Source organism: Yaniella sp., from assembly GCF_030453185.1.
Classification (GTDB): domain Bacteria; phylum Actinomycetota; class Actinomycetes; order Actinomycetales; family Micrococcaceae; genus Yaniella.
Window position 1 is genome coordinate 1 of sequence record NZ_JAKDKW010000020.1, and the last position, 12,954, is coordinate 12,954.

The 12,954-nt window shown below is 55.9% G+C and carries 11 protein-coding genes; 3 read left to right on the forward strand and 8 right to left on the reverse strand.

Translation table 11 applies throughout. The features are described from left to right. The 3 genes from L0H14_RS04705 to clpS all read right to left on the reverse strand — a co-directional run. Positions 1-236, reverse strand: a 236-nt coding sequence (locus tag L0H14_RS04705) for a glutamate racemase (protein ID WP_367618760.1), incomplete at its 3' end; no start/stop codon positions are given. After that, entirely contained in the window at positions 236-910 is a 675-nt protein-coding gene (locus tag L0H14_RS04710; RefSeq protein ID WP_301418135.1) for a DUF2017 family protein, read from the reverse strand. The genes L0H14_RS04705 and L0H14_RS04710, both read right to left, overlap by 1 nt. A gap of 18 nt (positions 911-928) precedes the next feature. Then, entirely contained in the window at positions 929-1,216 is a 288-nt protein-coding gene (clpS, locus tag L0H14_RS04715; protein ID WP_301421441.1) for an ATP-dependent Clp protease adapter ClpS, read from the reverse strand. A 100-nt stretch (positions 1,217-1,316) separates the two neighbouring features. Here clpS and L0H14_RS04720 point away from each other — a divergent pair, with 100 nt between their 5' ends. Together L0H14_RS04720 and L0H14_RS04725 are read left to right on the forward strand one after the other, a co-directional pair. After that, complete coding sequence (locus tag L0H14_RS04720; protein ID WP_301418137.1) at positions 1,317-2,648, forward strand: nicotinate phosphoribosyltransferase; 1,332 nt, start codon at positions 1,317-1,319, stop codon at positions 2,646-2,648. 54 nt (positions 2,649-2,702) lie between these two features. Continuing rightward, positions 2,703-3,368 (forward strand): isochorismatase family protein, encoded by a 666-nt coding sequence (locus L0H14_RS04725; protein ID WP_301418140.1) that lies wholly within the window; start codon positions 2,703-2,705, stop codon positions 3,366-3,368. Between the two features lie 199 nt (positions 3,369-3,567). Here L0H14_RS04725 and ltrA read toward each other — a convergent pair whose 3' ends face one another. Continuing rightward, on the reverse strand, positions 3,568-4,821 hold the full coding sequence (ltrA, locus tag L0H14_RS04730; RefSeq protein WP_301418142.1) for a group II intron reverse transcriptase/maturase: 1,254 nt from the start codon (positions 4,819-4,821) through the stop codon (positions 3,568-3,570). 977 nt (positions 4,822-5,798) lie between these two features. Between ltrA and L0H14_RS04735 the strand changes: the two genes are divergently transcribed. Then, a complete protein-coding gene (locus tag L0H14_RS04735; RefSeq protein WP_301418144.1) occupies positions 5,799-7,901 on the forward strand; it encodes an HNH endonuclease signature motif containing protein in 2,103 nt (700 codons plus the stop codon). Between the two features lie 394 nt (positions 7,902-8,295). Here L0H14_RS04735 and L0H14_RS04740 read toward each other — a convergent pair whose 3' ends face one another. The 4 genes from L0H14_RS04740 to L0H14_RS04755 all read right to left on the reverse strand — a co-directional run bounded on the left by L0H14_RS04740 (position 8,296) and on the right by L0H14_RS04755 (position 12,930). Next, positions 8,296-10,068, reverse strand: coding sequence for a DEAD/DEAH box helicase (locus tag L0H14_RS04740; RefSeq protein ID WP_301418148.1), 1,773 nt, complete (start codon positions 10,066-10,068; stop codon positions 8,296-8,298). Positions 10,069-10,162: 94 nt separating this feature from the next. Next, a complete protein-coding gene (locus tag L0H14_RS04745; RefSeq protein ID WP_301421442.1) occupies positions 10,163-10,504 on the reverse strand; it encodes a DUF3039 domain-containing protein in 342 nt (113 codons plus the stop codon). A gap of 63 nt (positions 10,505-10,567) precedes the next feature. Continuing rightward, positions 10,568-12,166, reverse strand: a complete 1,599-nt coding sequence (locus L0H14_RS04750) for a hypothetical protein (protein WP_301421434.1) — start codon at positions 12,164-12,166, stop codon at positions 10,568-10,570. Further along, on the reverse strand, positions 12,151-12,930 hold the full coding sequence (locus L0H14_RS04755) for an ABC transporter ATP-binding protein (protein ID WP_301421435.1): 780 nt from the start codon (positions 12,928-12,930) through the stop codon (positions 12,151-12,153). Before L0H14_RS04755 ends, L0H14_RS04750 begins: the two co-directional genes overlap by 16 nt. Positions 12,931-12,954: the final 24 nt, after the last annotated feature.

Here is a 12,954-nt window from a genome sequence, read left to right on the forward strand (position 1 = left end):
GAGTTACAGGCGATCACCAACAGTTTGACCCCGGCGTCCACCAGCTCGTCCATGATCGTCAAGGCCAACCGGCGCACTTCGGCGATGGGTTTGGGCCCATATGGCGTATTCTCGGTGTCGCCCACGTACACAATGTCCTCGTCCGGCAGCTGGTCGATCACCGCGCGGGCCACCGTCAAACCACCGACCCCGGAGTCAAAGATTCCAATCGGCGCTGTTGGAGTTGGCGTTATCATCAGAGGTCTCCAATCAGGGCCTGCATGAGAGTTTCCTGCAGCCAGGATACAAAGTTGTACAACAACGCCATGTAGCGTTCGACATCGGTCGCCTGGTCGACAGAATCAATCTCGTGAATCCGCTCGGCGTCGTCCTCGTGTTCAATGTCTAGCCGCGAAGACAACACCAAACGCACCTGGTTCAGGGCCCGACCGAAGGCTTCGGCCTCCTTCTGTGACAACATCAACGACGGCGTCTGCACCAGCGCATAGGCCCGCTGCAGATCCGCAATCTTATCCTGGCGAATATCCTCTTGAGCCAGGTCTCGGAACTGCGCTGAACCCTCCTCGGCGTCGTGACCCGAGCGTGCGTCGGGCAATAACCGCTGCACAGCAGGATCGTTGAGGTCCACCTGAACGTCGTCGCTGGTTAGTGAACCCACCAGGTCCCAAAAGGCCGCATCCGTGGGAGAGTCGTTCTCCGTAGCGGGAGCCTCGGGCAACTGTGCCGCCTCTTGTCGTGGGCGGAACCGATCAAACAGTTTCGGCTTATCCTCTTCCAGTGGCTCATCGGCGGGGCTCACGCCGCCCAGCAGGGTGAGGACATCGGAGAACAGCGACCGAAGAATTTGGCGCTCGGGTTTCTCTAAATATGCGGAGTACCCGCGCAGGGTTGATTTGAACGCTAAAGCCATAGGTAGTGTGTCGTATCCTTACTGATTCTGTTCGTAGGTTGCCCACAGGCCAAACCCGTGCATCGCAGCCACGTGCCGTTCGGCTTCTTCTTTGGACCCGTTGGCCACCACCGCTTTACCTTCGTGGTGTACCTGCAACATCAATTTGTGCGCAACCGAGGCGGTAAACCCGAAATACGACCGGAAGACGTAGGTGACATAGCTCATCAGGTTCACCGGGTCGTTCCAGACAATCACCTTCCAAGGGTGCCCGAGATGAGCCGTCTCTTCAACGACAATCTCCGGATCAACATCAACTGCACTCATAATGGACATGCTCCACATTCTAGGCAAGAACCGCACGCCGTGTGCACCATTCCGGACAGCACCAGCCAAAATGTGTCACCGCCTGCCCCAAAGCGCTAGTGTGGGACCCGTGAGTAACACACATCGTGGCGTGAGCCCAACCTCGTTTTTTACTGACCACTATGAGTTGACCATGGTTGACGCGGCCCGCAAAGCCGGGACCGCCGACCACAAAGCGGTTTTCGAACTCTTCGCGAGACGCATGCCCTCGGGGCGAAGATATGGTGTCAGCGCAGGCCAAGGCCGCTTTCTGGAAGGGCTTTCCGATTTTCGCTTCGACGACGAACACCTCGGGTTCCTTTCCGATCACAATGTCGTGTCCGAAGACACCATTAACTGGCTCGCCAATTACACGTTCACCGGCGATATCTACGCCTATGCCGAAGGTGAACCGTACTTTCCGAATTCTCCCCTCATGCAAGTCGAATCGACCTTTGCTGAAGCCGTGATCCTAGAAACCTACCTGTTGTCAGTGCACAACTACGACACCGCCGTGGCCTCGGCTGGTTCGCGCATGACCATGGCCGCCGGTGGCCGCGCCTGCATTGAAATGGGCTCCCGTCGAGCTCACGAGGAAGCCGCCGTCGCCGCTGCACGTGCCGCCGCCATCACCGGATTTACCTCCACCTCGAACCTTGCCGCCGGGCTACGCTACGGAATCAACACCGCCGGAACATCGGCTCATTCCTTCACCCTGCTACACGACGACGAGAAGACGGCCTTCCAAGCACAGGTGGAAACCATGGGCCGCGACACCACCTTGCTCATCGACACATTCGACATCGAAGCTGGTGTACGCAACGCCGTCGACGTCGCCGGATCCGAACTGGCGTTTGTACGAATTGACTCGGGTGACCTGCTAGAAGAGGCACACAACGTGCGTCGTCTGTTAGATGATCTTGGTAACACCAATACCGGAATAGTTGTCACCTCGGATTTGGACGAGTACGCTATAGCAGCCCTGCGATCTGCACCGGTGGATGCCTACGGCGTCGGGACCCAGCTGGTCACCGGCTCGGGCGCGCCAACGGCATCGCTGGTCTACAAACTGACCACCCGGCAAGATCGCAACGGCAACTGGATAGACGTACAGAAACAAGCTGAAGGCAAAACCAGCCGCGGCGGACGAAAATTTGCCGCCCGCCGTATGAACAATGGCGTTGCCACCGCCGAGGTTGTCATCGCCGGCCAGGAGCCACAGTGGGATGCCAACCACCGGCCACTCCAGGTCAAAGTGGTTGACGGCGGAGAAATACAAACTCAATACATCGGTTCAACTGCCGTAGAACGGGCCGCAGCACACCATAAACAAGCTGTCTCCGAGCTCCCCCGCGCTGCCCGTCGACTACAAGATGGAGAGCCAGCCATTCCTACGGTATTTGAGCTACACTAAGCTGTCCGGTTACCCATACCGGACACACACTCCAACATCAAAGGATTAGACACCATGCACGCGCTGATCATCGTGGATATCCAACAGGACTTTTGCGAAGGCGGAACGCTAGCCGTTGAAGACGGAGCGCAAACTGCTGCATTGATCACCGAATATATGAACCAGTGTGGTCAGAAATTCGATGTCATTGCCGCCACCCGCGACTGGCATATTGATCCGGGTCCGCACTTCTCGGACGAACCAGACTTTGAAAACACCTGGCCTGTGCACTGCGTAGCCGGTACCCAAGGTGCCGAACTGCACGAAAACTTGGACACCGAATTTATTGACGCGGAGTTCCTCAAGGGCCAATACAACGACGGCTACTCGGGCTTCGACGCGATCCTTGGCGAACCAGACCTGATCCGCAGCCAAGACGGCATGGCAGGCCCATACGGTGCCACCGCCGCCGCAGCTGCCGCCACTGATTCCAGCTCTATCACCATGGACGAGTGGCTCCGACAGCACCACGTCGAGCGAGTCACCGTGGTGGGTATTGCTACTGACCACTGTGTCCGAGCGACCGCCATGGATGCTTCTGATGCCGGCTATGAGGTTCGTGTCATCACCAACCTGACCGCCGGAGTGTCCGACAAAAATATCGACGAAGCCACCGATGAGATGGAAGATTGTGGCGTCATGCTCTCGGAATGGCCTGGAGCCAAGACCTTCACCGGTTAATACGTAGACTTCAATCGAGTAGGTGGGTCGGGTCTCCCGACCCACCTCTCACACCACCGTACATGCGGGCCCGCATACGGCGGTTCGCTTAGCCGTTTGGACGAAAGCGTAACCAAGCATCATAGAAGAACAGGGCACCTTGATCTTGCCAATATTGTGTTGATAAGGCGTTATGGAGTATCGGGCTTCCGGCAATACGCTAGTACGCCCGATTAGCATTGCCCCATTGATACGCCTGATCAGCACGTACCCCCAGGGATCGGAGCATCCGCACCCTGGTTTTGGGGGTTTTCCATTCTTTCCATCGGATTTGTCGTAGTCGGCGACGGAACCATTTATCGAGGCGTTGGAGAACCTTCGGCGTTTCGATCAGCCGGAAGTAGCCCATCCACCCACGCATATATTGATTCAGCCGTCGAATGCGCTCGTCCATGGAGATACTCCACCGACGCGAAGTCAACTCGCGAATACGGTCCTTCACACGCTGCCGCGTAGAAGGCGCCATCCGCAACTTCACCTGTGAACCCTTGGCAAAGTAGAAACCATATCCCAGCAACTCAGCTGAAGATGCTGGCTTCACAGAGGACTTTGCCCGATTCACCTTCAACCGCAGCGTCTCCTCGAAGAAGCGTGTCGCGACTTCAAGCACCCGCTGCGCAGCCCGTTTTGATTTCACGAACACTCGGAGATCATCGGCATACCGCACAAAGCGGTGTCCGCGTGACCAAAACAGTTGATCAAAATCATCTAACAAAATGTTAGATAATAGCGGCGATAAAGGGGACCCTTGCGGGGTTCCTTCACCCGTACCCTGCACGATGCCATCCGCCATGATCCCCGCTTCTAAGTAGCGGCGGATCAGCTTTAGCAGTCGTGGATCTTCTACCTTGCGCGCCACCCTGGCCATGAGCATGTCATGATTGACCCGATCAAAGAACGCATCTAAATCCACCTCGACCGCCCACCGATACCCATCCTGGATTGCATTCTTGGCAACCAGCACAGCATCATGAGCCGACCGATGTGGTCTAAATCCGTATGAAACTGGGACAAAGCCCGGATCAAACACCGGCACCAGAATTTGCGCAATGGCTTGTTGGATCAATCGATCCACCACACTGGGCACACCAAGTCGTCGCTGACCACCATCAGGTTTTGGGATCATCACCTGACGAACCGGCAACGGCCGATACACCCCCGAATCCAACGCCACCCGAATCGACTCCCAGTGCTCACGCAACCAATCGCGCAGTTCATGCACGGTTAGGCCGTCAACACCAGGCGCACCCCGGTTTTGCTCGACACGTTTCAACGCACCCAACAGATTCGCTTGTGAGAACACTCGTTTCCACAGACTGTCCTGTTGGGCCTCGATATCACGTTCACTATTCGCCGGAAGCTCGCGACTACGCACAGCCAGTGAGGCTTCCCGGTATGCACCGGTATCTGTCACGACTGCCCACCCCTAACAATCTTCAAGTGGTTTTCTGCGATCAAGCACGACTTCACGAGACATATTGTTCGTCAATATCAAACACAGCGTTCAGCCCTTCCCTACCATTTGTAGCCGGTGAGGCACGTTTGGTGATCACCGCGCCGATCCCTGGCAAGTACTACGACCTCTGCTGACTTCTGCCCCACCAACCATGACTTCACAGCCACGGTCGCCCCACCAGAAAGTTGGTGGTGCACTGGGGCAGATCTCCCCAGATAAGAACATCTACTTTCCCTCAGCCCCCGCCGCATTTACACACAGACCGTCTTGATGGAGCGGGCGTAACCATCCATTGCTGGCTTACCCCAGCCTGCATGCCTGATGCGATTCGTATACCTCGGTGCCAAGATTTGCCAACCGGCTTCCTTCCCACCACACCTCACGATGCAGCAGTTGCCATCGGCTAGGAGTTAAACCACCTTCTCCTCCAGAGGACTTTCACCTCCAAATAGATGCCCATGCTGGGCGTACAACAGCAAGTGCAGGTGGAAGATTTTTCTTCCACCTGCACTTTTTTGTGTCACTACAGGGCGGCATATGATGCGCTATTTTTTTCCTCCCCTCTTACATCGAAAAAGTACGACCGATAGCACGGCATCTGGCAATCGTGTCTTTCGATTGTGTGGATAACCCTGATCGCCTTGATGGGTTATCCACAAAACACGCGACACGCAACCACCAAATCTCAAGATCATGATAAGGGCACCAAAGACACATCAGAGTATTAAATAAAAGCATTAAAAGCTACTCAAAAGTCTTGCCAGAACCAGTCCGTGCCGGTAGAATAGAGGTACGACATCACCACCGGTCTACTGCCTCTCATGTCGAGTGTTCTTCGTAGCTTCCCTACGTTCTGTCCTTCCTTTTCCGTACGAGTTTTTCTGAGGTCCCTGCTGATCTTTTAAGTTCTGGTTGCTTGGCACAAGGAGGCCACCATGGAGCTAACGTCACTACTGCCCAATGTTGGTGCGCCAGTGCCCACCGACATTCTGAATCTCGACAAACTCCACGACGCATCCCTGGGCGAACTGGTCCACGCCGGAGCACAAATCATCAAATTCGTCGTAGACACGATGAAAGACCCCACCACGTACACCAAGATTCCCACGTTTGTCACCGCAGGCGGGGACGATTGGAACGGCTACAGACCCAGCGCCAAAACGTCTGACAACAACGACGCAGCATCCGCCGAGGAGTCAGCAGACAACGCCGCAGATGCTCCGGTGGCGCCAGAGAATTTCTATGACTCGATCCGTGCCTTGGGCATGATGTTTGGGACCTTGGAGAACCTGTCCGAGGCTGCCAATACGTTGTATGCCAGTTATGTCACCGCCTCGATGAGTGAACAACAACGCTACTTCGGCACACCCTATGAAGCCACCCCGTTCCGCGACGACAGCCAGTATTTACGCCAGACCCGGCACTGGTCAGCACTGAAAACCAAGAAACACTTACAACGCGCTGCACTGTTGACCCACACCCCCGGCGGCGACCCCGAAGTCCTCTCGTCGCATCCAACCTATCCCGCGGTAGCTGAGTCCTATACGGGCGGTCGGGTCAGTGCTGAAAACGTGGACCGGATTGTCGGTATGCACACCGAGCTATTTGAGTACGCCGGGGCCTGTGATGTGCCGCCCGGGATGGTCGACCAGGTCATGGCAGCCTTTGAACACGTGTTAGCTGAAGCCGGTGAAAACGTCACCCCCGAGGAACTGTCAGCCGCCAAGAAGGGGTGGATGGACCAGATCGCCCACGAACTCAACGCCGATGGGCCATCACCCTCCCAGGCGTTACGCAAACCACCCGATAATGCGATCAAAACCAAAAGCTTCCCCGAAGGTGGTGGCCGGATCTCGATCAACGCCACCCCAGAGGTGTATAACCAATTCAAAAACTTCGTACTCCAGATGCTCAAAGCCAACGGCACCCCAACCGAAATCCCCAACGACCTCATCGACCTGATCCGCCCCAGCAATACTGACAACGAAAATAGCGCTGGCGAAAAAGACGGGAACCGTCCTGCAGGAAGCAATGCACAGGATCCCGGCGCCGACACACCAGGATCTGGGACAGGGGATCCTTCTGGTGGACCACCAGGTCACGAACCCGGCCACCCATTCGGCCAATCGAATCACGACAATCCAGAAAGTCACTTCCCGAGTTACGATGAGCTGCCTGACAATATAGATGACCTGCGTTTCCAGGATGACAGTGGCCAGGCGACAGGCGAAGACGCCCAAGGCAACACCTACACAGCCAAAGACCTGGATGAGATTGATCCGATGTCGTCAGGCCAGAAAATCTCCGCCATGCTCATCGGCATGTTCCGCATCCTGCTGCGCATGGACCCAGCAGACATCGGAGTCAAGAAAAGTCACGGAGCGTCAGCACAACTGGTGATCGTCCAGGACCTCCAAACAGCGTATCGGGCGCTGGGGGTGCCCCCGTTACCACCTGATGCCCAACGCCCACCGGGCCCCGACGGTATGACCCCACCGGTGATCAGACGACCCAATCCCGACACATCAGACTGCCCAGACCCAGGACGGTCGGGTGATGACGGTGAGCCAGTTGAGGAAGGTCGAGGTGGTTTCGTCAATCGGCTGCCATGGGCCCCGTTTCGGTCCGAAGCCATCAACCATGGCCCGATGCATCCTGCCGATGCCGAGATCCTGTGTTGCGATAGTGAACTGGTAGCCCAAACCTGGAACGGTCCCGATACCGTGCTGAACCAGAAACGCACCAAACGATTCTTCACCGTCACCCAACGCCGAGCCATCCTGGCTAGGGATCTTGGATGCCAAGCGCCCGGCTGCACCACACCTGCCATGTTCTGCGATATCCACCACATCAAAGAATGGCTAGCCCACGGCAACACCAGCGTTGCCAATGCAGTGACCCTATGTAGTCATCACCACGCCGCAATGCACATCGGCAAATGGCGAATCCGCAGAGTCGACGGCCTCACATGGTTCCAACCCGCACCCTGGCTGGACCCTTACCAACCACTACTACGCAACCTCTACTGGAACCGGTAAAGAGTTCGCTAGCGCTCGACTACTAGCCGAGCAGCGCACTCATAAGAGGTGGCGCAGGGTCTAAGAATTCTATTCATTCGCCGGGTGCCAAAGCTTGTCATAAGTGCCATCCGAAAGAGGATCTGTAGACTTTGTCTATGAGATCTGAAGCAAAGAAACGACCACCTCGCACGGTAGCCTGGTTGATCGCAGTTTCCATGGTGCTAACAATTGCATCTCAAGTGATCTTGTTAAACACCCAAACCCATACTTCCACGACGGCCTCTTGGGTCATTCTTATCCTGAGCAGTCTCATCCTGGCCTACGCGATACAACTACTTGTGAAGAAAGATTCGACCAGCCGTGATCAGCAGGGAAACCACCACTGACCAGCTATCTGGTTCCACAAGTCCTACTACTTCCGTCCGACGAACCAACCCTGCAGCGTTTTTAACCGCACCTCGATTTGTTCCTTGGTCGCTTGCGCCACGGAAGGACCACCCGAAACCTCGCGCAACCTATTGTGAATCACTCCATGTGGGGTACCAGAACGAGCTGACCACGCAGAAACCGATGAGGAGAGCTTCTTGCGCAGCTCCTTCATCTGGCGGTGATCAACCACGTTAGAGTCCTCTTTCGGCGCAGACCGCGGCTGACGTTTGAGCTGTTCCGACTGACGCTGCTGCAGCAGGGTAGAAACCTGATCGGCGTCCAGGAGACCAGGAATACCGAGAAAGTCGAGCTCTTCGGCAGAGCCGATCGCTCCCCCAGTACCAAACTCCCCACCGTCATATAAAACCTTGTCAAAAGACGCCTGCGATTCCAACGCCTGGAACTTGGCACCAGTTAGCTCGGAAGATGCCGACTCTTCCTGATTGGCCTCACGCATGAGATCTTCTTCGGGAGCATCTTCGAGGTCCTCAACCGATACACCGTTATCAATCTCTAGCGCGTGGTCGCGTTCCTCTTCCATCTCGTTGGCCAGTTCCGTCAACTTGGGAACAGACGGAAGAAAAACGGAAGCGGTCTCGCCACGTTTGCGAGAACGTACGAAACGACCAACGGCCTGCGCAAAGAACATTGGTGTCGAAGTCGAGGTTGCGTATACGCCAACACAGAGTCGCGGCACGTCAACGCCTTCAGAAACCATGCGAACCGCAACCATCCACCGTTGATCCCCGTCAGCAAATGCCTCAATCTTCGATGACGCCGTCGGATCGTCCGACAGCACGGTGGTCACCTTTTCACCCGAAAGTTTTTCGAGGATGTCTGCGTACGCACGAGCATCTTCATGGTCGGTAGCGATGACCAATCCACCGGCGTCCGGCACGTTGCGACGGACTTCAGTCAATCGATGATCAGCAGCCTTGAGCACCGATGGAATCCACTCACCTTTAGGATTCAACGCTGTGCGCCAAGCACTAGCTGTCATATCTTTGGTGGCCGCTTCACCAAGCTGTGCTTCCATGACCTCGCCGGAAGACGTTTGCCAGCGCATGTGTCCCGAATAGGCCATGAAAATCACTGGACGGACGACGTAGTCACGCAGGGCAGGCCCATAGCCGTATGTGTAGTCAGCGCGAGAGCGCAGCACTCCGGTGCCGTCGTCCTCATAGTCCACAAAGGGGATCTGAGCATCGTCGGAACGGAACGGTGTACCGGTCAATGACAGACGACGTTCTGCTGGTTCAAAGGCTTCACGAATCGCTTCGCCCCACGAGAGAGCGTCACCACCGTGGTGGATTTCGTCGAGGATCACCAGTGTTTTGCGCGCTTCGGTGCGGTTCCGGTGCAAAATGGGTTTTGAGGCGACCTGCGCGTAGGTCAAGGCGACACCCATGTATTCAGAACCGTGACGACCGTCAGCATTTTTGAAGTTCGGGTCGATGGCCAGGCCAATGCGGGCTGCAGAATCGGCCCACTGACTTTTGAGGTGTTCGGTTGGTGCCACTACTGTGACGCGCGAAATCGTCCCGGATTCGTACAGCATTTTGGCCACGCGTAGCGCAAAGGTCGTTTTACCGGCACCCGGGGTCGCGACGGTCATGAAGTCTTTGCGTGGCTTTGCGAAGTAGAGCTCCAGGGCTTCTTGCTGCCATTGGCGAAGTTTCTGGGCCGTCCCCCATGCGGCCCGTTCGGGTAGAGCCGGTGGGAGATCTTCTCCGATCTGAAACAGCGAATCACTCATGCGTGATTACACAGCCTCCTTCATGACCAAGTATTTTAGACAAACAAATGTTGACCACCAAGATTGGTGGCCAACATGTGTTCAAAGAATCAAATTATTTTTTGCGACCGAAACCGAAGAAGCCGCCGCCTTTGCCAGAGTCTCCAGAATCGTCATTTGATTCTAGCTCGTCCCAAATTTCTTGGCAGCTGGGGCACATAGGAAAACGCTCTGGATCGCGCGAGGGAATCCAAACTTTTCCGCACAGCGCAACAACCGGGGTGCCGTTGATAATCGCGTCGGTGAGTTTGTCTTTCGGAACGAAGTGTTTAAACCGTTCGTGGTCTCCGGGTTCTGTCGACTGACGTTGTTCTTCGCGTTCAAGGACACCGGTAGATCCCCCGTTGGTGTCCTCGTGCGGATCATAATCGGTGGACGAGGCGTGCACAAAGTTCATCGGATTCATGCCTCCAGTATAGTCGGATGCGCAAACTTGTCAGGTTCACGACGAGCTGTCAGTTTAGTATAGCGCGGAGACCTTCACGATTGCTTGATAGGTCTCTGGAAGTGCCCGGTCGTACCATTTGCCACCAATTTTCACGCCGGCCCACAACAGACCAGCGCCGTAAAGGACCCCGACCATCAGGGTGACAATCCCCCACACTGGACTGCCCGTGACCAAGGCGATGACACCCGGCACAATCACCGGCAGTGCGGCAAGGACCTGAGCTAGCATGCCCAGTGTTTGTACGAGCATGGTGCGTCCCATGCCGCCTTCGGGCTGTGCCATTGGACTGGCGCCGGGTGGTGGTGCTGGATAAATGTAGCGGGCAGAAGAAACCGATGAGACTGCCAATCCGGTTAACAACACGCCAATCCCAAGCCCCAACCAGGTCGCGAGTTCATCTAACGCCTGAGAGCCGTAGAGCATTCCGATAGTTAGGAGCACAAGCAACGGGAGGCCCCAGGTGAGTAATGCAAATACACGTCCCAGCCGATCGTCGATACCGCGTACCCCGGTCGTCACATGTAACGAGAATCCAGTGGAGTCGTAGGAAAGGTCTGCCGAGATCGAAAAGCCGATCAAATAGGCCACAGCCACCGGAATGATCTTGGCGATGAAACTCATTTCATTGTTATCGATGACGACGAGCTGGACGACGCCAATACCTATGAGGACAACAATAATCAACAAGGAGGCACTGTAGCGGGGGTCTTTGAACCAAAACATTAACGAACGCGCCCAGATAGCCTTCATCGGCGTATCAGCACGGCCAATCAGTCCGGTCCCCGTGACTTCACGCTGGCGTTCTTTGACCGTACCGGCTGCCTCAGTCGTGCGATTGACGATCGCGTTATACGCCACCAGCAGCACGCCCACATACGCCAGCATCACGACCAGGTGCACAGCAGCCATGCCCCATTGTCCTTGGGCAACCATGACCGGTAACGCGAGGAACCCGGCGGGTGTATAGGCGATCCAGGCTGCGATGTCGGGCAGCACGTCCCAAAATTCTTGGATGGTTTCGATGGCTCCGAGAAAGATGAAGCCGGACAGCATCAGTGGTACCAGCAACACAATTTGAATGGTGTCACGAACGGCGCGTCGGGAAATGACATTCGTCAATAGACCAACGATCACCTGCATCAAGAGGACACAAATGGCCGTGCCCAGTACGGCTGCGATGATCCCGGCGAGAATCGCCGCGAGGTTCCAACCCCATAGCACGGCGCCGGTGAGCAGCAGGGTGAACGTTCCAATACCGGTTGGCGCAATGAGCCCACCGATGACGACGCCGGGTACCAGTTGTTTATTTGGGATACCAAACGTCAGAAAATTCGCCGCATCGGTAAACGGACTCGTTGAAGAAAACACGATTGGCCCGACCACCCAGCCTATGACGAAGACAGCGCCGAGCAGGATAAACGGTGCTCCTCGCTGCGCGTATGAGATGGTGTCGGGTGAGAGCATCACGATCCCAATGGCAGCGAAATATGCCATACCGATCAGATACAGGTAGCCCAGTGTCGAGAAGATCGCACCGATCATCGCACCTGTGGAACGACGAAAACCATTCCACATGAGTCGATAACGCAGCCGGATTAGGTGTGAAACCATGACAGGCCCTCCCCGGTCTGGTCGCTGGAAACCATGCCCACGAAGCGATCTTCTAGGGATTGAGCACCGGTGACTTCTGCCATGGGGCCCGAGGCGAGTACTTCGCCTTTATCAATCACCGCAACGTGGTCACACATGCGTTCCACCAGGTCCATCACGTGGGAGGAGATCATAACCGTGCCACCCGATTGGACGTAGTCGTTGAGGATGTTGCGAATTCTTGCCGACGATACTGGATCAACCGCTTCGAAGGGCTCATCCAGGATCAAAACCTTGGGTGAATGAATCATGGCTGCTGCGAGGCTGATTTTCTTGGTCATACCCGCCGAATAGTCGGCGACCATTTTATTCGCGGATTCTTCAAGATCCATCACACGCATCAGATCTGGAACACGTTCGGCGACGACGTCGGCGTCCATGCCGCGCAGCAGGCCAGAGTAGGTAACCAGTTGTGCCCCGGTGAGTCGGGGGAAAGACACCGCACCATCCACGAGAACTCCCAGGATGCCTTTGGCTTCGATGGGGGTTTCCCACATGTTGAGGCCGTGGACCCAGACTTGTCCGTGGTCGGGGCGCAGCAAGCCCGTCATCATGGACATCGCCGTGGTTTTACCGGCTCCGTTGGGGCCGACGACACCGTAAAACGAGCCGGCCGGGATGGTGAGATTGATACCGTTGACGGCAATTTTCTCGCCGAATTGTTTACCCAGGGATCGGATGACCACTGCGTGATCGGGATCTGGAAGAGACGCGTTATCTAACATAGTGACCAGTGTAAAAAATCTGGG